At 48.2% G+C, this 23301-nt stretch carries 23 protein-coding genes and 1 pseudogene; 7 read left to right on the top strand and 17 right to left on the bottom strand.

The window, feature by feature from the left end:
- Positions 1-61 precede the first annotated feature (61 nt).
- Entirely contained in the window at positions 62-739 is a 678-nt protein-coding gene (locus tag C9J01_RS13640) for an IclR family transcriptional regulator (RefSeq protein WP_272898722.1), read from the bottom strand.
- 109 nt (positions 740-848) lie between these two features.
- Positions 849-1751: a LysR family transcriptional regulator gene (locus C9J01_RS13635; protein ID WP_107298710.1), complete on the bottom strand. Its 903-nt coding sequence runs from the start codon at positions 1749-1751 to the stop codon at positions 849-851.
- Positions 1752-1884: 133 nt separating this feature from the next.
- Here C9J01_RS13635 and C9J01_RS13630 point away from each other — a divergent pair, with 133 nt between their 5' ends.
- Together C9J01_RS13630 and C9J01_RS13625 are read left to right on the top strand one after the other, a co-directional pair.
- On the top strand, positions 1885-2835 hold the full coding sequence (locus C9J01_RS13630; RefSeq protein ID WP_107298709.1) for an ankyrin repeat domain-containing protein: 951 nt from the start codon (positions 1885-1887) through the stop codon (positions 2833-2835).
- Positions 2832-3500 (top strand): NAD(P)H-dependent oxidoreductase, encoded by a 669-nt coding sequence (locus C9J01_RS13625; RefSeq protein ID WP_107298708.1) that lies wholly within the window; start codon positions 2832-2834, stop codon positions 3498-3500. Before C9J01_RS13630 ends, C9J01_RS13625 begins: the two co-directional genes overlap by 4 nt.
- 89 nt (positions 3501-3589) lie before the next feature.
- On the opposite strand, the pseudogene tkt reads toward C9J01_RS13625, so the two are convergent.
- From tkt to C9J01_RS13590, 7 genes and pseudogenes are all read right to left on the bottom strand, one after another.
- Positions 3590-5587, bottom strand: a pseudogene (tkt, locus tag C9J01_RS13620) (transketolase).
- A gap of 27 nt (positions 5588-5614) precedes the next feature.
- On the bottom strand, positions 5615-6361 hold the full coding sequence (locus C9J01_RS13615; RefSeq protein ID WP_107298707.1) for a phosphatase: 747 nt from the start codon (positions 6359-6361) through the stop codon (positions 5615-5617).
- A 37-nt stretch (positions 6362-6398) separates the two neighbouring features.
- Positions 6399-7133 (bottom strand): nucleoside/nucleotide kinase family protein, encoded by a 735-nt coding sequence (locus C9J01_RS13610; protein ID WP_107298706.1) that lies wholly within the window; start codon positions 7131-7133, stop codon positions 6399-6401.
- A gap of 9 nt (positions 7134-7142) precedes the next feature.
- The gene (locus C9J01_RS13605) at positions 7143-7661 is read right to left on the bottom strand and encodes an MltR family transcriptional regulator (RefSeq protein ID WP_107298868.1); all 519 of its coding nucleotides are present in this window, start codon (positions 7659-7661) and stop codon (positions 7143-7145) included.
- Between the two features lie 58 nt (positions 7662-7719).
- Positions 7720-8991, bottom strand: coding sequence for a zinc-binding dehydrogenase (locus tag C9J01_RS13600; RefSeq protein ID WP_107298705.1), 1272 nt, complete (start codon positions 8989-8991; stop codon positions 7720-7722).
- Between the two features lie 46 nt (positions 8992-9037).
- Entirely contained in the window at positions 9038-10450 is a 1413-nt protein-coding gene (locus tag C9J01_RS13595) for a PTS mannitol transporter subunit IIBC (RefSeq protein WP_107298704.1), read from the bottom strand.
- Positions 10451-10463: 13 nt separating this feature from the next.
- Positions 10464-10907 (bottom strand): PTS sugar transporter subunit IIA, encoded by a 444-nt coding sequence (locus C9J01_RS13590; RefSeq protein ID WP_107298703.1) that lies wholly within the window; start codon positions 10905-10907, stop codon positions 10464-10466.
- Positions 10908-11456: 549 nt separating this feature from the next.
- On the opposite strand from C9J01_RS13590, the gene C9J01_RS13585 reads away from it, so the two are divergent.
- Complete coding sequence (locus tag C9J01_RS13585) at positions 11457-12191, top strand: glutathione S-transferase family protein (protein ID WP_107298702.1); 735 nt, start codon at positions 11457-11459, stop codon at positions 12189-12191.
- 90 nt (positions 12192-12281) lie between these two features.
- Here C9J01_RS13585 and C9J01_RS13580 read toward each other — a convergent pair whose 3' ends face one another.
- From C9J01_RS13580 to C9J01_RS13570, 3 genes are all read right to left on the bottom strand, one after another.
- A complete protein-coding gene (locus tag C9J01_RS13580) occupies positions 12282-13136 on the bottom strand; it encodes a patatin-like phospholipase family protein (protein ID WP_146157080.1) in 855 nt (284 codons plus the stop codon).
- A 76-nt stretch (positions 13137-13212) separates the two neighbouring features.
- Positions 13213-13713, bottom strand: a complete 501-nt coding sequence (locus tag C9J01_RS13575; RefSeq protein ID WP_107298700.1) for a GNAT family N-acetyltransferase — start codon at positions 13711-13713, stop codon at positions 13213-13215.
- Between the two features lie 149 nt (positions 13714-13862).
- Complete coding sequence (locus C9J01_RS13570; protein WP_107298699.1) at positions 13863-14948, bottom strand: aminotransferase class I/II-fold pyridoxal phosphate-dependent enzyme; 1086 nt, start codon at positions 14946-14948, stop codon at positions 13863-13865.
- 361 nt (positions 14949-15309) lie between these two features.
- On the opposite strand from C9J01_RS13570, the gene C9J01_RS13565 reads away from it, so the two are divergent.
- From C9J01_RS13565 to C9J01_RS13550, 4 genes are all read left to right on the top strand, one after another.
- Positions 15310-15981, top strand: a complete 672-nt coding sequence (locus C9J01_RS13565; RefSeq protein WP_107298698.1) for a hypothetical protein — start codon at positions 15310-15312, stop codon at positions 15979-15981.
- Between the two features lie 67 nt (positions 15982-16048).
- Positions 16049-17425, top strand: coding sequence for a serine hydrolase domain-containing protein (locus tag C9J01_RS13560; RefSeq protein WP_107298697.1), 1377 nt, complete (start codon positions 16049-16051; stop codon positions 17423-17425).
- A 117-nt stretch (positions 17426-17542) separates the two neighbouring features.
- The gene (locus C9J01_RS13555; RefSeq protein WP_107298696.1) at positions 17543-17887 is read left to right on the top strand and encodes a hypothetical protein; all 345 of its coding nucleotides are present in this window, start codon (positions 17543-17545) and stop codon (positions 17885-17887) included.
- 258 nt (positions 17888-18145) lie between these two features.
- A complete protein-coding gene (locus C9J01_RS13550) occupies positions 18146-18790 on the top strand; it encodes a LysE family translocator (RefSeq protein WP_107298695.1) in 645 nt (214 codons plus the stop codon).
- A 20-nt stretch (positions 18791-18810) separates the two neighbouring features.
- Here the strand turns inward: C9J01_RS13550 and C9J01_RS13545 are convergent, their stop codons facing one another.
- The 5 genes from C9J01_RS13545 to C9J01_RS13525 form a co-directional block, all read right to left on the bottom strand.
- Complete coding sequence (locus C9J01_RS13545) at positions 18811-19326, bottom strand: hypothetical protein (RefSeq protein ID WP_107298694.1); 516 nt, start codon at positions 19324-19326, stop codon at positions 18811-18813.
- Positions 19327-19361: 35 nt separating this feature from the next.
- A complete protein-coding gene (locus tag C9J01_RS13540) occupies positions 19362-20018 on the bottom strand; it encodes a DeoR/GlpR family DNA-binding transcription regulator (protein ID WP_107298693.1) in 657 nt (218 codons plus the stop codon).
- A gap of 112 nt (positions 20019-20130) precedes the next feature.
- On the bottom strand, positions 20131-20763 hold the full coding sequence (gene otnC / locus C9J01_RS13535; RefSeq protein WP_107298692.1) for a 3-oxo-tetronate 4-phosphate decarboxylase: 633 nt from the start codon (positions 20761-20763) through the stop codon (positions 20131-20133).
- Positions 20760-22019 (bottom strand): 3-oxo-tetronate kinase, encoded by a 1260-nt coding sequence (gene otnK / locus C9J01_RS13530; RefSeq protein WP_170114907.1) that lies wholly within the window; start codon positions 22017-22019, stop codon positions 20760-20762. Before otnK ends, otnC begins: the two co-directional genes overlap by 4 nt.
- A 77-nt stretch (positions 22020-22096) precedes the next feature.
- Positions 22097-23301: tripartite tricarboxylate transporter permease (locus C9J01_RS13525; RefSeq protein WP_107298691.1), on the bottom strand; the 1205-nt coding region annotated here is incomplete at its 5' end.

Genomic DNA, 23301 nt, shown 5'->3' with positions numbered 1-23301 from the left:
CAATTAGCCGGCACCCTAACTATTTCATTAGGAAGGTAGTGCCGGTATTTTTTTATTTAAATCAATGCTTCAAAAATACCCCAGCAAAATGCACCAGTCGCGCTTGGTTTAGCTCATTGGCTGCACCGCTGACTCCTGCCACCGCCGTCAGTTTACCCTCGAGGTACAAAGGAATAGCAAGGCAGTTGAGGTTGGGCTCTGCCTGCTCCAAATCCAAGGCATAGCCTTGTTCTTTCACTTGGTTAAGCTCTTGCTCCAATGCTGGGCTGATTTGTCCGCCCAAACGCTGCGAGCGTTTCAGCTCCTCATCAAAAGCGAGGAACACCTTGCCAATTGCCGAGGTCGTCAGGCCCTCCCTTCGGCCTCGAGGACTGCGAATCGTCAGGGGGTTGGCACGTTCAATCGCATCAATATAGAGGTATTCTTGGCTCCCGCTTTGTACGGCGAGGTAAGCGGTATTATCGGTGAGTTGGGCCATGTGTTTGAGTAAAGGGGCGAAGTGCTGGCGGATAGACTCGTCATTTTGCTCTAGCGGTTTCGATAGTTCACGCAGGCGAAGCCCTAAGCTATAACCTTGTTTGCTTTTTTGTATGTAGCCAAGGTTACTCATGGTGGCTAGGATGCCGTGGGCAGTGCTTTTGCTGAGTGTCAGTGATTGGCTGATTTCTTGTAACGATAGCGGACTGTCAGCCATTGAAAGCAGCTCGAGCATGGCAAAGCCGCGCTCAATGGACTGAATCGTTTTAGGCTCTTTGGTATTGCGCTCTTTTGTTTTGGTTTTTGGGGTACTAGCTTCTTTGGTTTTAGCTTTTTGGGTATTAGGTTCTTGGGCCAAAATGCGTCCTTAGTTACAGCACTTTATCAATATTGCTAACCAGATAATCGATCAGAGTCCTGACTCTGGTAGGAAGATACTCTCTCGAGGAGTAATAAACCCAAACTTGGATAGGTTCCCCCCAGTAACTCTCTAGCAGAGGCACTACCTTGTTTTGCTCCAACTCTTGCTTGAACATCCAACTGCCCAAGCAACTGATGCCCGCGCTGGCCAATGTCGCCTGCTTGGCAGCTCGGAAGTGATTAACGATAAGTTTGCCTTTGGGCTCGTAGAGCTTGTTTCCTTCACCATCGTTTAACCGCCAACCATGAAACCGCCCTGAGGTGGTAGAGCGCACAGGAATACACTTGTGCTGATCCAATGCTTTGATGGTGGTGGGCTTGCCATAGTGTGCCAGATAATCGGGGGTTGCATATACCCCGATACCCACTTCAAAAAGCCGTCTAGCTATGAGGCGGGAATCTTGGTTGATAGCGGTACCGATACCCAGATCAAAGCCGTGTTCAACCAGATCCACCACACGATCATCAAAATGAAGATCACAAGTGATCTCCGGATAGGCTTCCATGAAGTCCAAGATCAACGGCAGGATATGTTCTTGACCGATGGAGCTTGAGGGCAGGTTGATCTTGAGTTTGCCGCTGAGGCTTTGTGAATCATCGGTGATCCGCTCTATGGTGTGCTGGATAGACTCGACAGAAGGCGTGAGGCTATCAAACAACTGTTCACCCATTTGGGTCAGGCTCAGCGAGTGGGATGAGCGGTGGAAAAGCTTGACCTGCCATTCTTCCTCCAATTTACCGATGGCCTTGCTGACGGCAGGGGCGGAGATCCCCAACGCCCGTGCAGCCTTGGCAAAGCTGCCTGTTTTGGCAACCTGGATAAAGATAGGAAGTTGAGTGGGCAATGCTTTCATTAACTTATGGTTACCTTACTAATAACTCAATCAACACTACAGGTTAATAAGGTTTTGTTCAATACTGTACCTAACGCAGCGAAATCCAACACAGCATAGTTCAACGTAACAGCCAAGATGAGCGAGATAGATTATGACCATGCCAACCCTACACCAACTTATTATAAACGGTGATCTTGACGGTTTTCGTCAAGCTATCGAGATGAAAGCTGATGTCAACCAGCTAGACCCAGTCATGGGCAACTCACCGATGCATATTGCCGCGCAGCAAGGTTCTGCAAGTTGGGTAGAGGCACTGTTAAAGGCTGGGGCATTTATCAACTTGCAAACCCCTAAGCATGGTGTGACCCCGCTGATGGTCGCGGTATGGCACCGCAAGCCAGCTGTGGTCGAGGCACTGCTCAAGCAACCAGAGGTGAACGTTGAGATTGTTTCTACCTTTGGCCTCAAAGCCGAACAGTTGGTGGACTTTGGTGCTTCGGAGCAAGATGTATTTGGCTTACAACAGGCTGATCAGCTTCGCCAGCTATTTGATGCCTACCGCGATCAGCTATCTCGTTCTCAAACTCAGTTAAGTGCCTACCAGATAGTGACGGATAGTAGTTTGGATGATGGGGAAAAGGCACGCCAGCTCAAGGGAATAGCGGATAACGCTATGCTCAACAACCCTTCGGCGATTACCAGTTCAGGTAATGATGAGCATACCGCGGTGATGGTCGCTGCCCGTGACGGTTTGGTGGAAAGCCTCAAGGTGTTGATGGACCAAGGTGGCGATCAGACAGTGCCGGATCATTACATGAAAGCTATTCCGCTGCATAAAGCTGCCTATAACGGCAGGCCTGATGTTATTGAACTGCTTTCGCACTACCCTGGCTTTAAGGAGACCCTCGATGCACAAGGGCCAAACAATGGGTATACCCCGCTGCATGATGCTATTTGGCACGGCCATACTGAAGCAGCAGCGAAGCTCATTGCATTTGGTGCAAGAACAGATTTAACCGGTTTTGACGGTAAAACGCCGCTCGAGCTGGCAAGAGAATATCAGTATTCAGCTATTGTTGAGATGTTGGAGAAAAAAGCATGAAAGTCCTAGTCGTATACTGGCACCCAGAGCCAAAAAGTTTCAACGGTGCAATGTTCAACCAAGCGGTGTCAGCTTTAGAAGCGGCTGGTCACGAGGTCAAAACCTCTGATCTTCATGCCATGGACTTTAATCCGGTTTCGGGCCGCCATAATTTCCAGACGGTTAGAGATCCTGAGTTCTTCAAACAACAACTAGAAGAGATGTACGCAAGTGATCACGATAGCTTTGTTCCTGAACTTGAGACGGAAATTCAGAAGGTCGAGTGGTGTGACTTGCTAATTTTCCAATTCCCGCTGTGGTGGTTCAGCATGCCGGCGGTGATGAAGGGCTGGGTAGAGCGCGTGTTTGCCATGGGGCGGACTTATGGTGGTGGCCGCTTCTATGATAACGGGGTGTTCAAGGGCAAGAAAGCCATGCTGAGCCTGACCATGGGCGGTGGGGAAGATATTTACGTCAAAGGGGGCTGGAATGGTGATCTTGAAGGTATCCTCCGTCCGATCCATCGCGGTATTCTGGAATTCAATGGCTTTGAGGTATTGGAACCTTTCTCGGTATTCGGCCCTGCCCGAATGAGTCAGGAGCAGCGCGTGTCAGAGCTTGAGAGATATTCTGCGAGGTTGCAAAACGTATTTGCAGAGCAGGGAATAGTCGTTGGTGATTACTAACAAAGCTTTGTAATTGCTCTGTTCCAAAACAAAATGCCGACGTGAAGTCGGCATTTTTAGTCTCTGGACTTGAGCTTATTGGTAAAGGATTAAGCCAACAATTCTTTTGCTGTATTCACTACGTTCTCGGTGGTAAAGCCGAACATCTTGAATAGCTCGCCAGCAGGAGCTGATTCGCCGAAGGTCGTCATACCGATGATACGGCCGTTGAAACCCACGTACTTGTACCAGAAGTCAGCAATACCCGCTTCGATAGCAATACGGGCTGTTACGTCAGATGGTAGGACAGCTTCACGGTAAGCGGCATCTTGCTTGTCGAAGGCATCGGTAGATGGCATTGAAACTACGCGTACTTTCTTACCTTCTGCAGTTAGCTGTGCAGCCGCTTCTACCGCTAGCTCAACTTCAGAACCGGTTGCAATAAGGATAAGTTCTGGTTTGCCTGCGCAATCTTTCAGGATGTAAGCACCCTTAGCGATGTCAGCAACCTGTGCTTCGCTGCGCTCCTGCTGAGCTAGGTTCTGGCGCGAGAAGATAAGCGACGTTGGGCCGTCTTTACGCTCGATAGCCAGTTTCCATGCGACTGCAGACTCAACCTGGTCACATGGGCGCCATGTGCTCATGTTTGGCGTCAGGCGTAGAGATGCCATCTGCTCAACCGGCTGGTGAGTCGGGCCATCTTCACCCAGACCGATAGAGTCGTGAGTGTAAACCTGGATGTTCTGTACTTTCATCAGCGCTGCCATACGCATAGCGTTACGCGCGTATTCCATGAACATTAGGAAAGTTGCACCGTATGGTACAAAGCCACCGTGCAGTGCGATGCCGTTCATGATTGCTGTCATGCCGAACTCACGCACACCGTAGTGGATGTAGTTACCAGAGAAGTCGTTCGCTTCTAGCGACTTAGAACCAGACCACATAGTTAGGTTAGAAGGCGCAAGGTCAGCAGAGCCGCCCATGAACTCAGGAAGCATCTGGCCGAACGCTTCTAGTGCGTTCTGGGAAGCTTTACGTGATGCGATGTTGGCTGGGTTAGCTTGCAAAGCAGCAATGATAGCATTTGCTTTTTCTTCCCATTGTGCTGGTAGCCCACCATTTACACGGCGCTTGTATTCAGCTGCTAGCTCAGGGTAAGCCGCTGCGTAAGCTTCGAATTTCTCATTCCAAGCCGATTCTTTGGCTGCGCCTGCTTCTTTAGCATCCCACTGGGCATACACTTCAGATGGGATCTCGAATGGACCGTGATTCCAGCCGAGGAACTCGCGTGCTGCAGCGATTTCGTCGTGGCCTAGTGGTGCACCGTGGCAGTCGTGAGAACCTGCTTTGTTTGGTGAACCGAAACCAATGATAGTCTTGGTACAGATAAGCGTAGGGCGAGGGTCTGCTTTAGCGGCTTCGATAGCAGCGTTGATAGCGTCTGCATCGTGGCCGTCTACTGCTGGGATAACATGCCAGCCGTAAGCCTCGAAACGCTTAGGCGTATCGTCAGAGAACCAGCCTTCAACGTCACCATCGATAGAGATGCCGTTGTCATCCCAGAATGCGATTAGCTTACCTAGGCCTAAAGTACCGGCTAAAGAACAGGCTTCGTGAGAGATACCTTACATCAAGCAACCATCACCCATGAACACGTAGGTGTGGTGGTCAACAATCTCGTGGCCTTCGCGGTTGAATTGGGCTGCTAGGGCTTTTTCAGCCATCGCCATGCCTACAGCATTGGTGATGCCCTGTCCGAGTGGGCCAGTTGTTGTTTCAATACCCGGTGCATAACCATACTCAGGGTGACCCGGTGTTTTCGAATGTAGCTGGCGGAAGTTTTTCAGATCGTCGATAGATAGATCATAGCCAGTAAGGTGAAGCAGAGAGTAAATCAGCATTGAACCATGGCCGTTCGACAGGATGAAACGGTCGCGGTCAGCCCACTCAGGGTTTTGTGGGTTGTGGTTCATGTGGCCACGCCACAGTACTTCGGCAATATCAGCCATACCCATAGGTGCACCCGGGTGGCCAGAGTTAGCTTGTTGAACCCCATCCATGCTCAGGGCACGGATTGCATTAGCCAGACGTTTGTTTGTGTTATTCATTTCTAGGTCTCAATCGATCAATCTAAATTAGTATAAAGCTGCGAATTCTGTGATTTCTGGTTTGCCGCGAAGCAGTAGGAAGTTAAGGAAGCGACTAGTCGATGTCGTCAGGATCTGCTCTTCACTGACATCGTGCTTTTTCAGCAAGGCGATAGCGAGATCTAACCGGGCGATTTCTTCACTGAAATGGGCATCAGAGCCAGTGGTGAAATACACGCCTATCTCTTTGCCAATCTCGACAATACTGCTGCATCGAACGTCGCTGCCTTTGCGGCTTTTGCCAGTTAGCGACGTGTTGTTGACCTCAACTGCCACGTTATGCTCCTTGGCACAAGTTAACACCTGCTCAATATCGAATGGGTAATTGGGGTTGCCCAAGTGCCCTAGGACATCGATACGGCCACTTTTAATGACATTGATAAGGGCTGCGGTGTGCTCAGCTTCTGTCGCGGGCTTGAATACCGGTTCATGGAAGCTAGCGATAGCCCAGTCCAGGTGTTGGTCTGTCGAAGGCGGTAGGTCGATTTCACCTTTCACGTTGAGGATATTGGCTTCGACACCGCGCAGAATGCCTATGTCATGCAGAAAGCGAGGCAAAATCCGTTGGTTATTGAAATGCCAATAGTGAGGTGCACCTGGCATTTCCGGAGCATGGTCGGTGGTGCAAAACAGTTTCAGGTTTTTGTTTTTCGCGGCCTGGGCATTTTCAATGATGGTGCTGTAAGCATGTCCACTGGCGATAGTATGGGTGTGGCTATCAATCACGATATCCATAGTGATCTCCTCGTTCTGGTTCTTGTGCGTGGACTGCTTATTGGATTTCAAATGAACCATCACGGTTCATAAACAAATTCAAATCGGCTTTGATGGAATGGTTGAGCACTTTCTCGACATTGACCGCATCAGATTGGTGGTAAAACGCCAAGGCGTCTTCTGGCGAGGTGCCTCCTCGGATCTTCCTGTTGACCAAACGCTCTTGCAGGAATTCCGCCTCGGTGTCGAGGAATACGGAGAAATCAGCGAGTTTATGCAGCCCCTGCCAGACCGGTTCATCGAGCAGCAGCCAATTCCCTTCCACCACTACGATATTACGTTTGACGTCAATGGCATCATCAACCGGATCATGCAGGTTTCTGTCGTAGTAGGGCCACTTGGGATCGTTGACTTTGAGCTGTTTCAATTTGGCAATAAGCTCAGTCAAATTGAAGGTTTCGTATGAGCCTTTAATACTGCGTAGGGAAATGGTTTCTCCATTTCGTTCGGTGGTGTTGCTGTCGAGGATCTCATTGGGGTAATGAAAGCCATCAAAAGGCAAAACTTGCAAGGGTTCCAGGTGTTCATCCTGCTCAGATAAATGCTCCCAAAAGGCGGCAAGTGTTGATTTCCCACTGCCTGGAGGAGCGCTTAGAAAAATAACCACGCGTTGTTGCGTTTCTTTATAAAGGCGGGTGAATTTTTCAACCAGTGGCTGGTGGATGGTTTCGATATCTTTATCGGGAAATACGGCTTCGGTGTCGAACCCACTGACGTTTAAATTTACTTTCATTGTGAGGCCTCACTGTTTTATCTCTCTTTCGATATTTTCAATTAACAGCTCACAAGAAAGGTTAAGCACTGTTTTGATCAGAGATTCATATCTCATCTGTGAAAAGGTTTCGAAAGAAGAAAACTTTAATTTGTTTATGGACTCAAGGTAAAAGCCGTCTTGCTGGGTTGAGATCACCGATTGGCTTTTTATGAAGTCGTAAATAACATCATCACCGTAAGGGATCTTGTCTGAGACAGACGCAGCATACTCCAAGGTTTGGTTATACAAACCAATATCGGCATAGGTTTCCAACGAGATTTTACCCATGGCGAACATCAGTTTGGAGACGACATCAGTGGTTACCAACGGGCCGTCTTCCCGTAGTAATGGCTCCACAGCATACTCCATGACTAGTTTGTCCTGGACAAAGACGTTAGGGAGTAATGCTTTTAACTTGAGGTTTATTATTTTGTTCGAAACCTGAAGAAACGAAGTGGCGTTATCGCACTCTTCTAGTTTCTTCAGTAATTCATGTTCACGTGACAACGTTTGTGACCTCTTCATCATGTGGCAGCGCAAAGGCTACCACACAATTTCGTTGTAACTAAACCGCTAAGCTCACGTCATAAAACTCTAGTAACGCTTTTTCTGCGTGTACGTTCCATACATAGTTGTTGGCTTTCAAAATAGCGTCCAACTCAGCGAAGAACGGGTCTTGATCAGCAAGTGACATAAAGTCATCAATAGCAGTCAGAGGAAGATCAATGTGCGGGTAAATTAGCTTCTTGCCGCCAGGGATCTCCAGTTGGTTCAAAATCGTATGCGGTGCCGCCTGCAGGCCACCGACATGGGTGATCATATAGGATGGGTTGATCAGATGATCAGACGACAAGTCGAGTGATTCAATCATATCGCCGGTCGAGCCGCCCGAGGTACCTACAATATGGGTTGCTTCATAGTGCACGTTGTAGAAGTTGAACGGCACTTTGAATTTCTTGTCGGTAGGACCGGCGAAGAAGTTCAGGCAGCCATCGTTGCCTAGAAGCTCATCGGCTTGTTCCAGTACTTGTGAAACGGCGGCATATACCATCACATCATCGTAGCCCTGACCTTCATTGAGTGATTTTAGATACTCAACAGGATCGTCAACTTTTGCGGTGTTTACATAGTGCAGCGCAATGCCTTTTTCGTGCGCTACGCTTACAGGGATCAGGCTCTCTGCGCGGTCAAGACGGGCTTGGTCAATGTCGGTCACGACAATGATGCGTGGTTTAACCGGGCCATTGATGGCGTAATCAATCGCACCGATACCCATAGGGCCTGCACAGGCTAGTAGAGCAAGTGAACCGCCTTCTTTGATACCCATCTCGTGTTCGTAAACATACGGTGTGGTGTGGTAACTGGCATGGTAAGCACCGATGATGCAAGACATTGGCTCAGCCAGTGATGCATCGGCAAAGTACTCGCCTTTGTATGGCAGTACACAGCCTAGGTCGATAGCGATTTTTGGGATGATAGAGTAGGTGGCGTTGCCGCCGAAAGTCTCGTAGCTGTAACCGGCAGAGTAGCCTGATGGTAGGCCCATTGCAGGTTGCAGAACAAAGGACTCACCGGCAGTGAATTTGTCTTTCAGGTTCTCACCCACTTCAACAATGATGCCTGCGTACTCGTGGCCTGTCATAACGGGCACTTCAGCAATATTTTCTGGTACACGTTTGTGCTTGGTGCCTAGTAGCGCCGCTTTGTAAGTGGATAGACAGATGCTGTTTGAGATGTTCTTAACCAGTAGCTCATCTGGTGAAATGGTTGGTAGTTCGAAGGTTCTTAGTTGAACATCTTTCTCGCCACAGATAACCGCTGCCGTTGTTTGTACCATGATTTTTCTCCAAAGTAGGGCGGCGGACCGCCCTATAATGCAATTGTTAAGCTTGTTGTTCGATAGTTACCATCAGCTCATCAAGAGCAGGGTCGTTCAGGAAGTTTTTGATAGTAATGACCGGTAGCTTTGTTGCGTTAATCGCTCGGCTTTCTAGACTCTCGTGGGTCACTACAATGTCTGCGTCACTTGGGACTTTTTCGATGGCGAAGTTCTTCACTTCAATATCAATCCCAGCCTTGGTCAGTTTGCGCTTGAAGGTTGAGGCACCCATAGCACTGGAGCCCATTCCCGCATCACAAGCGAAGGCGACAAATTGAATTGGTTTCGCATCTAATTCTGCTTCAGTGGTTGCCGCGGTTGCTGCTGGTTTTACCGCACCTTCTGCTTTCATGTCTTTCATGTCAGAGACAGATTGTTCGAATTCGGTTTCTTTATCCTCTGACTTGCTCATCTTCAGAATCGCACTGGCGACTAGGAAGGATACGACTGTCGCTGATACCACACCGGCAATAGTTGCGATGAAGCTGCCTTTAGGCGTTAGTGCCAAGTAAGAGAAGATTGAGCCAGGGCTAGGACCCGCTACCAGGCCAGCATCTAGTAGGTTGAAGGTTGCAATACCGGTTGCTGCACCTGCAATCATTGCCACAATCATGATTGGCTTCATCAGTACGTACGGGAAGTAAAGCTCGTGGATACCACCGAAGAAGTGGATGATGATGGCACTTGGTGCAGAGCGCTTGCTCAGACCTTGGCCGAATTTTGCGTAAGCCAGCAGCATACCAAGACCTGGACCTGGGTTAGATGCCACCATGAAGAAGATAGATTTGCCGGTTTCTGCTGCTGCCTGTAGACCTAGCGGGTAGTAGATCCCTTGGTCGATAGCGTTGTTCAGGAACAGTACCTTGGCAGGTTCGTTGATAATTGCTAGTAGCGGTAGGAAGCCAGTAGCAACTAGCGCTTCGATGCCTGATTTAACAAACAGGTTAGCGGCGGTTACCGCTGGGCCAACAATCTCGTAGGCGAACAAGCACAGGATCATGCCGACAATACCTAGCGAGAAGTTGTTTACCACCATCTCGAAGCCTGAAGGAATACGGTGCTGGATACGCTTATCCATCTGCACCACCACCCATGCACTCAGTGGACCCATGATCATTGCACCGACAAACATTGGGATATCCGCGCCGACGATAACACCCATGGTACCGATAGCACCGGCTACCGCGCCTCGTTTGTCACCGATAATTTGACCACCGGTGTAACCAATCAGTAGGGGTAGCAAGTAGGTGATCATTGGGCCGACAAGTTCACCAAAGGCCTCGTTTGGCATCCAGCCGGTAGGGATAAAGAGGGCGGTAATAAAGCCCCAGGCAATAAAGGCCCCGATGTTTGGCAGTACCATGGCGGTCAAGTGACCCCCAAAGGCCTGCACATTTGCTCGCATGTTTGCTTTCACGTTATATTCCTTCTTAGTATGCTTTTATTATCTCTAGCACTTGTTCTTTAGAAGATGCTTGGGCTAGTTTTTCAATGTTCTCTTCATCCACAAACATCTCGCTCAAGGCTTGAATCACTTCAATGTGGGTATCAGAGTCTTTTGCTGCTAAAGTGATAAGGACATTGGCAGGACCGAGGTCAGAGCCAAAATCAACAGGGGATGGGAAGACATGAATACCAAGGCCAGTTTTCAATACCCCTGTTTCAGGTCGTGCATGAGGCATAGCAAGGCCTGGGCATAATACGTAGTAAGGGCCATTTTCTTCGGTTGATTGGATAATGGCATCGGCATATTTATTCGATACGTAGCCACGTTGCTCAAGGTAGTCAGTTGTTTTTCTTACTGCTTCTTGCCACTGGTATGTTCCGTCACTGATGACATCCACTAAATCGTGATCAATTAACTCGTATAGCATGTCTTTAACCCTGTTGTTCGTTGTTGGGGTTATTATCAATACAAGCGGAATAAAGAAGCAAATGACCAATTTTTGTGATCGGTATCTAATTAAAATTACTGTCAAGCGGGCTTTTAGCTGTAGGATCTCAATTTAACCAAGTAATTTATTTTCATTATTCTTCTGAATTACAAATCAATAGGTGAAATTAGAAGTTGATCAAATTAATGGAAATTTAATTTATTTTACTTAATGTGATTAATATCTATTTTTGCCAATTGCATGCTTTAAAAGTATGAGGTAGATCGATTTGTATTTTGGCGGTTTTTAGAAGCTTTCAACGGTTTTCATATGGCGTTTAGCTCAGGTTCAGCGAAGAAATTATCACCTGTAATTTAAGAACGAGATAGGTGAAATTTACTGATTTTTGACCACTCTAAAAGGCGTTAAACCATAATTGAAAACTATATCTTGACTCTGCTTTTATATCCTGTGATTCTATAATGCTGCGTTAATTTTACCGCACTAACTGCGCCAGCAGTTCTCACTTAGAAAAGAGAAAAGGTAAAAATGAACAAGCCTGTTTTTTTCCACGATCCAACATCTGAGCCTAGCCGTGCGGTTCACTGGCTGTGTCTTGAGGCTGATCTTCCCGTCGATATTCGCCTTACTTGGTTAACCCGAGGGCAGCATGTCTCGCCTGAGTTCATGCAGGTAAACCCTTTCCATCAAGTCCCAGCCTTGCAGCATGATGATTTCTGCTTGTCAGAAGCAACGGCGATGATGAACTACTTAACCGACATTAACGGGTGTAGCGATAATTGGTTTGGCGGTGATATCAAAACTAAGGCGCTAATCAACAAGCACCTGTCTTGGTATCACACCAATTTAAGGCGACTCCTGACCTTGGATTATTTCCTTCCTGTTCTGCTGATGCCGGTGTACTTAGGCTTTGCCAAACCATCAGATGCGGATATTGCGCAAAGGAAAGAAGCGATGGATGGCATGTTCAAGCAGTTGGATAGTCTGCTGGTGGAAGGGCCTTTCTTATGTGGTGATCAGATCACAGCTGCCGATATCCTGTATGCATCAGAGATTGTTTCCCTGAAAATCGACCCAGATTACGCCAGTTATATTGCGCGCTATCCTCATATGGCCCGCTGGCTGGAGATATTACAATCCCGCCCGGCCTACCAAGACTCCCATAAGGCATGGGATCATGTTTACCCAATGATCTTAGCGGCTGGTGGCGAGCAACAAGGCAGCCCTGATTGGGTGGCTGCTGCGTGTGAGCAGGTGCTATAGCCAACTCACTGTTCTGAATGAAAATAGAAAGGGCCAGATAATGTCATCTGGCCCTTTGTTGTATCTGTAAGTCGGGTATGATGCCGAGCATCAACCCGTTAGGTTTTCCAAGAAAGACTTTTTGCTTAGGGACTTCTTGAGTTCTTCAAGCCACTGGGCCCCTTCGCCTGAGAAATAATCGCGAGTGGTCTCATAGCCCATGGCATAAAGCTGATTCAGGCTGTCTGTGTTGACGTTGAACGCGCCCCACTTATCAATGCCTTCCGGAGCAAGGTTGATATCGGGTAACTTGATGCTTTTTAGCAGGTGCGCCGAGCTATAGATTTCAAATACCCGATCAAGGACGTCAAAGGCATCGGAAAACTCATGGTTGCCTTTGTGCTCCAATGGGCTCAAGTACATGCCAAGATGGGCACGGCACTGGTCGTGGATAAGATCGGTCGGGTAGTTATTGGTGATACCCCCGTCGGCAAACAGTTTGTCACCGATTTTTACCGGGGTGAACATCCCAGGGTAGGCGGCCGATGCCAGCAATGCCGTGATTAGCTCTCCTTCATGGAACACCACCTGCTGTGCAGCATTGAGATCGGTCGCGGCAACATAGAGCGGAATCTCGAGGGCATCGAAATTATCCCGTTTGATCCAACCGTGGAAGTGACGGTTAAGCTTTTCGGAATTGATCAACCCCAGCTTGTTGAAAGAGAAGCTGCTGGCTTTGAACATCTGGCTTTCGATGAAAAAGGAGAGGACATTCTCGGGGCTATGTCCGGCAGCGTAGAGGGCACCCACTAAGGCACCGCCGCTCGCGCCGGATATCACATCCGGTTTCACACCTTGTTCTTCGAGGTATTGCAACATACCAATTTGCGCCATGCACTTAGCGCCGCCGCCTGATAGGGTGAGTCCGAACTTATAGGGTTTTGGGTTGAAGAGTGATGCCGGCAAAATCTCTGTCCTGTACTAGCTTGAACCATGCGTTTTAATATATCACTATGTGACCTTGATGGATGCTAAATCGCCGTTACAAAAACTTCTCAATTAGAATCTCATCGACATACTTGCCGCGTACCTTGGCATGTTTTTTCGCCGTACCGATCACTTCGAAACCTTGGTTCAAATAGGTTGCCAGCGCCCTGTCATTATCACTGCGCACGTAGGCAAAAAGCTTTTCGTAGCCCTTAGCTTTCGCGGTTTCAAAGGTGGCAGCGAACAATCGTTTGGCGATGCCTTGGCGGCGGAAGTTTGCATCAACAAAGGTACCGATAATGCCCACGTGGTCGAACACCCGGGTATAATCGGCAAATGGCTCGACAGCCTGGAATCCAGCAATCTTACCGTTAACTTCGTGCTCGGCGACGGTGAAAACTCCTTTTTCAGGAAAATTACGGATAAAGCCTTCTTCTTCTTCGGTTGTGAAAGTGGTATCCAATACTGTATACAGGCCTTCTTCAACAATCGGGTTGAGTACCTTGGTAATGTCTTCGGCGTCGTTAACGGTAACTTGTCTAACAATAAAGCTCATTTTACTTTCTCATTGTGATTTTTCGCCGCATGTTACAACAGACGGCTATTCGCTGGCATGTTGTAATTTCGATTGAGAAGATAAGAGTTTTTCATCAAGGTTGTATTATTTATTGGGCACTATGAGGCTTATCAGCCAAGATTTTGGTATCAGACAAGCGATTTTAGTCTTACTGACAATTGATGTAAGTCCCTATCATTCCCGACAATCCGCAGCCGCGCATACTCTTCATTAATGTCAGGGTTGGTAATTTGAAAGTGCTGTCCTGCGCACGACAGTATCCTCAATTGCCTCAGCACCTCTGCCATATCTACACCTGGCTTATGCACCAATAGAATGGGAGTTTGCTCTGATGTCGGCACAATGTTGAAGCCATGGGTATGGAAGATATCCATCACTGCCCGCTTAAAGGCAATGGTTTTGGTTTGGTTGCCGGTCACAAAGTCGTTGGCTCTGGGCAGCACATGGCAGGCAATTTTTAGTGCCGGTAGCGAAGGCGTAAACACTGAGACTGCCGACTGCACATAGGGTGTTAGCTTAGGAGAGGAGACAACATAGCCAAGGCGGATCCCAGCCAAGCCCAACCCTTTCGAAAAAGTCCTCAGAACCATCAAATGGCTATGGTGCTGGCACTCTTTCACCATAGATTGCTCTGGGGTTAAGAACTCGCCGTAGGCCTCGTCGATGATCAATAAGCTGCCAGCTTCCTTGCACACTTCACATAGGGACAGTAAATGCTCTTTGCGGTAAATCCGCCCAGTCGGGTTGTTGGGGTTATCGATATAAACCAAGGTTGGCCTTTCGCGCAGGATTTTATTTTCCAGTGCGCCGAACAAATCACTGTCGCAATTGAAGGCAAACATATTGAGCGCTTGGTACTGGCCGCCTACCAACTGGAATTCTGATACCCCCTCAACAAACTGCGGGCCGATACCCAGCATGGTCTTTTGTGTCTGGTCGATAAGCTTATTGAAAATCAGCTCCAGCGCACCTAGCGAGCCGGTGGTAAAGGTAAGGTCATCGCTGCTTATCCCAAGGTAGAGACCAACCAAATGGCTTAGCTGTGCAAGGTTGCTAAAGCTGTAGTAGTCATTGATTTCATCGAGGATCTCCAGCATTTGATCCGGTGAGATAGAAGGTGCGCCAAAAGGGTTTGAGCCCAGTTCGCAGTCAATGGTGTACATCGGCGTCACATAAGATGCCTGTTCTTTTTCCAGCTCGCGGTTCAATTTCATTTCAACATCCTTGGTTAATCCAGCGAGCACGAGGGTGGCTTTTTTTCCTGCCGAGATATAGGTCAATTGACGACAAGTAAATTGCTATTTCCACCATATCGTTATGTCGCGAAATGACCTATTTGTACGGTTAATCCGTGGGTAATATTTGCCCATAAATTCCAATGCGTGTTTTTCCAGTACCTCCAAGGGCTGGAGCTTTTGACCATCTCAGCCGCTCTCCGGGGTGGCTTCTTTTTTGTCTTGTTAGTGCTTTGGGCATCAGCGATGACATCGAGACGAGTACATGAACTGATTGATTGGAAGTAAGTGCTTGGAAGTAAGCGCTTGGATGTGGGTGTTTTTACCTTTGGAACTTTGAATGAAAAAAATACTGCTAGCTGTGGCAACAATTGCAGCTACTGCCCCTGCGTACGCCGACCTTAATACCGGCGAAGAGAAGAACGCGGAAGATCCAACCAAGATCATCACGCGAGCTGGCGCAGGGTGGACTAACAACGGGATCCGTTTCAACGGCTCGATGGGCCTTGATGAAACTCGAATGATCAACGTATCGATCACTGACGATGGCGATGAATGGAGCGTGGGTGGCTCATGGCTATTTGATATTGGCATCCTCAATATCGATGTTCGCAAATCGGATTACGGCGACGGCAATATCAATACCTCCTACAGTGCAGGGACTTATTTGCCGCTAGAGAGCCAACCTTGGGGATGGATGCCGTTTGTCACTTTTGGTTATAGCTATAACGACGGCGAAACCATGGAAGACGGCGTGAAAGAGAAGATCCGAAGCCACGCGGGCTACCTTGGTATGTTTGCCATCAAACCGATTAACGAATCGTGGACCGGTATCGCGGTTGTGGGCACGACCCAAGGCCAGAACAACTACTCGTCGTACTGGGGCGGGGCGGGGATCAGCCATCAGCTCACCGCCAACCAATCTGTCAACATGATAGGCATTGCGGTGGATAGTTCGCTGTACGGTTCTGATCAGCGCGTGAACTTGAATTATCGCTACGAGTTCAAGTGATTTGAATTCTTATAAAACCACACCTTTTTAAATCCAATACAAATTCAGTAACACGGAGCAGCTTAGTATGAAATTGAAAAACGTTGCGTTAATTCTGGCGCTAGCCACCTCTAGCTACACAACAGCTGGCGAGATTCCAGAGGCGATGAAACAGGCACTCAAAGTACCAGGTGCTGATGTCACCTTTGATGTCGAGCGTGCGAAGCAGCCATTTAGCCCGCAGTTTGCGACCGAAGCCCAACAAGCCTTCAACAACTTCCACCTGCAGATGGGTGGTGATCACGCGGTCTACTACAACGGCCATATGACCGAAGTGATGAACTCGGCCCTATCTCGTCCGAATGAAAACTATAAGCCGCTAGCTCGTAACATTAATAGTCAAATCGGCGATCTAAAAGCAGAAACTGGCCAGGGCACGTTGTCGCTCGATGAGTACATGGAAAACCCGATGTTTCGAACTCAGGCTATGATCATGGTTCACAAAGGCGAGGTTGTTTACGAGGCATATCCGGGTATGAACCCGCATGATCGCCACATTTGGTACTCATCGGCGAAAACGACAGTTGGCTTGGTAATGGCTAAGCTGGTTCAGGAAGGCAAGGTTGATATCAGCAAAGTGGTGCCGGACTACATTCCAGAGCTAAAAGGTTCGACATGGGATGAAATCACCGTTGAAAGTGTACTCAACATGACAACGGGTCTGGATAATGAAGAGACTCTACAGTCAATCCTGAACCCAGATTCTCCAGTAGTGCGTTACTTTGCTGCTATTACAGGTTCACCAAGGGCATCGACAGGTGAGTTTGAAGACTGGTTGACGGATGTGGCTGTCGATCAGGAAAAGCTGGAAGGTGAAAAGCAGGGTGAAGTATTCCGCTATGCTTCCATTAATACCAGTATCCTGACTCAAATTATCGAGAACGTAGAAGGTAAGACTTGGGCCAAGATTTTCGAAGAGAAAGTGTGGTCGAAAATGTATGCAAGGGAGTCTGCGGTCTTTGGTCTTGCACCTAACGGTCATGCATTGGCACTAGGCCTGTTGCAAACCACGCCGGAAGACATGGTACGTTTCGCGACGCTATTTACCCCAAGTTGGAAAGCTGTCGCTGTCGAGCAAGTGGTAACGCCTGATCTGATCAAAATGATCCGTGAAGAAGCTGATCCAGAGCGCTATGTAGGCACGGCGAAAGAAGCCTCTTCGGTATCTTCTTTCCAAGATAAAGCGCAAGGCAATGGTTACCAGTTCGACTTCATCTACGATGATGGGGCAATTGCTAAAAGCGGTAACATGAACCAGATGATCTATATGGATCCAGAGCGTGACTTTGCCGCGATTGTGGTATCAACCAGCCCATACCACTCGGGCTACGGTGAAACCAAGGCACCTGCTTATATGCGATTGGCAGCCAAGTACCTAAATGGTGAGCTAGCAATTACTCAGTAATGTCTTTTAGTTAATAGAAAATGAAAGATAACCCCGCATTATTTTGTTATTAAATGATGCGGGGTTTTTTAATGCCCGTAGCACTAGGGTGTTATTATGATAAGGTGTTGATATTAAATGCGATTTGACAGTGATATAACAGACAGGTTTGATAGCAATGATATTGTTGATTTATCAATAAGCTCTATATATAAACCAAATCAATCAATGAAAAAATATCTACTTGTCGCATCATTTGCATTGTTAACGAGTTTTGCTGCCTATGCAAAGCCGTCCGTTATTGTTAAGCATGGCAATGGCCATAAGCATCCACCACACCGTGTAGCTAAACAATATATGCCACCAAAAGGTAAATGCCGCCTGTGGTATACCGACAGGCCTGCCCACAGGCAGCCGAAGATCGGCAGTTGTAAAAAGCTTGGCAAGAAAATCCCTCGCGGTGCTGTGCTGATCCGCGGTTAAACAACCTCCGGACAACCTAATTACATCAATAATGCTGGTGGGAAGAATGTCCCTCCGGCGTTTTTTTGTTTTCTATAAAATAACCTTTGATTCTTACATGCCAATAATCAAAGGCGAAAATTTGGCAATAATCATAAGGGTTTATGAGTGCGTTACGGTTTTTCCGATCAATATCTTGCCTCTATAACTAATATCGGGATACTTTCAAGCTATTCGGGTTTTGTCGGCTCTTGTCGGGCTTTATAGGAATAGTGGGTAATGGAAGTTCTATTGGTTCTTGTTCATGTGGCATTGATTTGGATACTCGCTGTGGCGACACCGGGGGCCAATGTTCTGTTAACCATCAATACTGCGCTGCAATACAGCCGCACGCTGGCAATGTTCTCTGCCTTCGGAGTCAGTGCCGCCATATTGCTGTGGGCTTTTTTGGGCGGCTCAGGCTTGGTGATCTTGCTGGCGACCTTCCCGCAATTGTTTAGTGTGATGAAAGTGGTAGGCGGAAGCTATTTGTTGTATCTGGGGCTTCGCCAGATTTACCAAACCCGCAAAACACAAAAGCTAGGTGATTTACCCCAAGGCCAACACATGATCTCACCATCAAACAGGAAGGTATTTATCACAGCCTTCATTACCAGCATCTTGAATCCGAAAACCGGCTTCTTTGTGGTCAGTTTATTCAGTGTGGCTATGCCTAACAGCATGTCTGGAGAGTTAAGTATTTCGATGATATTAGCCATCATGCTCACCATGTCGGCTATTACACTTTGCTGGCATGCTTTTCTCGCAACAGCCTTCTCACACCAATCGGCGAAACGTGTGTATGCACGAATTTCAGGAGTGATGGATTACATTACCGGCGGGCTATTTACTGTATTTGGCATCAAAGTGATGGCTTCTTCGTAATTGCCATTAAATCCCAGAGACTAGGCCGCTCGCCTTAGTTTGCTTTTGACCTTATCGAACGTAAAAGGGATGAGGAAAATAGCGAAACAGACCAGCCAAGGACGCACATCATCTTTGATGTATATCCCGTATCCGCCCGCAGCGAGCAGGTAAATAAAGGGAATGGTTTTACTGTGCGTCTTGAGCAATCGCAAAGCCATAAAATATCCTGCAATGGCATTGAAACCTAACCATATTAATGACTCTGTTACCCCAATTGATGAACTCCACGGCGCTGGGAGGTATACCTGAGAGTAACCACTCATCGGTGTGATCATACTCGCGGCCAAATGAATACTGATACCCGCACTTAACCCAGCGGCAATAGGCTTACTGTAATTGGCGCGCAGTAATACCATCATTAGAAGGGGCAATAGCACACTGTGGGTGAGGATAGATCGGTGATGGAGAAGGGACATTAGCTGCTTATCCACATCAGGCCAGTATAGGCCAAGGTAGAGAAACAACGCGAAAACCACTAAATGTAAGTGCTTCATGAAATATCCCTTTCAAAAAGAAAATCATAACGTAGTTAGTAAGTTGGGGGTAGGGTAGAAAAATTGCCGTCATAGGTGCGGTTTAATTCAGGAACATAACAACAACGCTTAGCGTAGGTTTTTACTGAAGAGAGAAGGGTGTCAGAGCCGTCTTCGTAGGTAGTAGTTGATACGAAGGCGAGATCAATATTGAAGTTTTTCAACGCTTTTTCAGCGCAGCTTCCAACGCTAGCGTTTTTGGACCTATCGATAAAACCACCTATGAAGTAGACCTCGGAAAATGCTCTGGCATGAAGGGTGTTGGTTATTGCGATATCGTTGGTGACAACAGTCAATCCTTGGTCTGCGGGTAGCTGTTTTGCGATTTCTAAACTTATATGGCCATGGTGTAGGTAAATCACTTGATGAGCGTTTAATTGCTTGTGAAGGGTTTGGCGAATCCACTCTTTATCGTGGTCATGCGTTACGCTTTGTGGTGTCGCGACAGTATTATGTTCGTGATGCAAATGCTCATTGGCTGTAACCACCCCGCCTCTAACTGACCTAACATGACCTGATTTTTCGAGGGCTCTGATATCTCTTCGTACTGTCATATGGGAAACCGCCAGTAATTTTTGAAGGCGGGATATACTTAATATCTCATCTTTTTCGAGTAAAGCTAAAATGTGGCTTTGCCTGCTTGATGGCGTCATTGAGCCCCCTTGGAAATGGAATTTTAAAAAGGAGTGAGGTTGCTTGAATGGGCTGTTTATACCGCTTGATGGGTAATTAGGCGGATATGCTTACGCACAGCCGCCAGTTAAGTTACGCCTTTTTGCTCGATAAGGTTCTTACATTTTCATTAGACAGATAAGCCACTGTGCTGCTCTTTAAGATAAAACTTAGCTTGGCGGTTTCTTCCAACTCCTCTGCATTATCAACCGCTTCAATCAGGTTGCTACCGGTGACAACCGGGCCATGGTTTGCCAGTAAATAGGCGCGATGGTTCGGTGCTAAGCGGCCCAATTCAACACCGATGTTCGGGTCGCCGGGGTTGAAGTATGGCACGACCGGCAGCTGGCCCACGCGCATCACATAATACGGCGTAAATGGCTTTATCGCGTTGGCCGGATCTAGGTCGGTCAGGCACGACAGAGCCGTTAGATAGGTCGAGTGCAAATGAACAATTGCATTGGCCTGTGGGCGGTTTTGGTAAATTGCCAAGTGAAAAGATACCTCCTTGGACGGCTTGTCCCCTGCTAGGTGATTGCCTTCCATATCCACTACCGACAGCGTTTCTGCTGTTAACCGTCCGAAAGATGCTCCTGTTGGGGTCGCTAATACCCTGCCGTCCTCAAGTTTTACGGATAGGTTGCCAGCACCGCCCGTGGCATAGCCTCTATCAAATAAAGACTTTGCCAGCTCGACCAGTTGTAGCCTTTGTTGATGCTCTGTCATTGCAAGAACTCCTGTGCACGCTGGAAAAAGTCTTCATTACCAAAGTTGCCTGATTTGAGTGCCAATTGGATTTCGCCATCTAGGCTAAACACCCATGGCACCCCGGGAACGATTGCAGGCCCGACTTGAAAGCTATCGACCGACAACGCTTGGGTGACAGTGCCTGAGGTTTCACCACCGGCACTGATGAAGGTGTTAAAGCCGAGGGTATATAGTTTTTGCACCAGCTGGTGGAAAAGCGCTTCAATTTTAATTGAGGCAGCCTGCCCATATTGCTGTTGGATTTGGTGAAGCTCATCTGCTGGGGCGGTGGCATACACCATAGGTAGGTGTTCGTTATTGACGTTAATGATTACCCACTTCACAACCTCATCGATATAGTCCGGCTCGTTGAGGCAGCGCTCGACATCGACTTTGTAAGATGGGGCTTTGGCTTTATAGGCCGCTACTTGGCGGTTGGTCATCTCCGAACACGAGCCTGAAACAACCACACCATTGACGACTTTTTTAGGTGCTAGCGTGTTATTTTGCTTGCTCTTTGTTAGGGGATGAGAGTGAGTGATTGCTTTAGCTATAGTGCCAACCAAGCCTGACCCACCCGTGACAAGACGGTGGCGTTGGGCTATTTCACCCAGCACCTCTAGGTTGTCATCACAGAGGGTATCGCACACCACAAATTGCACCCCGTTTGTCACCAGTTGGTGCAAAACGACTTGGGTACTATCTACGCCTTTGTCGATGGTTTGCCAATTGAGCAAACCGGCCTTGCCATGTGTTTGCGCCTCTATCAGCCTAAGCAGATTTGAGTCTGTCATTGGTGTGCTAGGGTGGTGCTTCATTCCCGATTCAGACAGTGGCTGGTGGAACACAAACAGGTTGCCTTGGTAAACGGTGCGGCCATTAACCGGCAATGCCGGACAAATCAATGTTGAGCCCACCTCGAGCCGCTTCATCAAGGCTTCGGTAACCGGGCCGATGTTGCCCTCTGCTGTGCTATCAAAGGTTGAGCAGTATTTGAAATAAATCAGCGAGCAACCTTGTTCTAATAGCCAATCACAGGCTGCTAGCGATTGTTCAACAGCCTCTTGGGGCGGGCAAGAGCGCGTTTTTAGGCTCACGACCAAGGCATCGGCATCAATGGCGTGAGTGCTCTGGCTAACGCCAGATAGCTGGATAACACTCATGCCGTTTTTCACAATAAAGCTTGCGGCATCCGTTGCGCCGGTAAAGTCATCGGCAATGACTCCAATCTTCATAATTCCCTCTCTCTTTGATTCTAAAATTCGCTTGTTCAAGGTCTCTGCTCTCGCATTTTTGATCTTTAGATCGGGGTTTAATTAGATTGAGCGACCTTGTGAGTGCGCATCTTTTTTACCAATCGCAGTGCCACTGAAAGCCCAATAGTGGTTAGCATTACCAGCGTCAGCACCAGAGAAATAGGGCGCTCGACGAAGATGGCAAGGCTACCTTGGCTGATGATCAGAGACTGCAAGAATGTGCTTTCTGCCATGCCGCCCAGAACAAGGGCCAATACCGTTGCCGCCGGGGAGTAGCCGTATAGCTTCATGCCAAAGCCGACAATGCCCATGATGAGTAGCATCGAGGTCTCGATGATGCTGTTGTTCAGCGCGTAGGCACCAATGACACAAAGGATGACGATAACCGGCACGACCAAGCGGTATGGAATATCAAGGAACTTCACAAACAGCGGGATAGCGAGAATACTCAGCGCGACCAACAGCATGTTGCCCATATACATACTCGCGACCAAACCCCATACCAGATCCGGGTTTGAATCGATAAGCATCGGCCCTGGCTGTAGCCCCCACATCATCAGGGCACCAAGCAGTACGGCGGTTGCACCCGAGCCTGGAATACCCAGAGAAATCAGTGGCACCATCGCCCCTGCTGACGCAGCGTTGTTCGCGGTTTCCGGTGCGACCAGACCACGGATTTCACCCTTACCAAAGCTTTCAGGATCTTTGGCGACTTTCTTTTCGACCGAGTAAGCCAAGATTGAGCCAATGGTCGCGCCTGAGCCCGGCAGGACACCGGCGACAAAACCGATAATCGAACCTCGGATAAAGGTGAAGCGAGAGCTGATGTAGTCCTTGGCGGTCGGCCAGAAATCTTTCGAGCGGAAGCTAAACTGTAGTCTCTGGTTCTCGCGTTTGTGCTGCCCGGTGTAAATACAGTAGAGCAGCTCGCCGATCCCAAATAGGCCGATGGCCACAGGGACAAAATAGATCCCGCCGATAAGCTCCGGTGAGCCAAAGGTATAGCGTTGAGCACCGCTGACCGAATCCACCCCGACCATGGCAATCGCAAAGCCAAACAGTGCGGAGATGATGCCGTTCAACCGGTTGTCTCCCATCATGGTGGTCAGCAACAGCAGGCCAAGCATGATGATCAGGAAATACTCTGACGGGCCAAAAGAAGAGGCAAAGTTAGCGAGTAGGGGAGCAAAGCCGCAAATCAATACCACACCAATGGTGCCACCGACAAAAGAGGCAATCGCCTGCATCACCAGTGCCGGGC

The sequence above is a fragment of the Photobacterium rosenbergii genome (assembly GCF_003026455.1).
GTDB classification, from domain to species: Bacteria; Pseudomonadota; Gammaproteobacteria; order Enterobacterales; family Vibrionaceae; genus Photobacterium; species Photobacterium rosenbergii.
The sequence above is the reverse complement of the archived record's forward strand: the minus strand, read 5'-3'. Positions and strand labels throughout refer to the sequence as shown.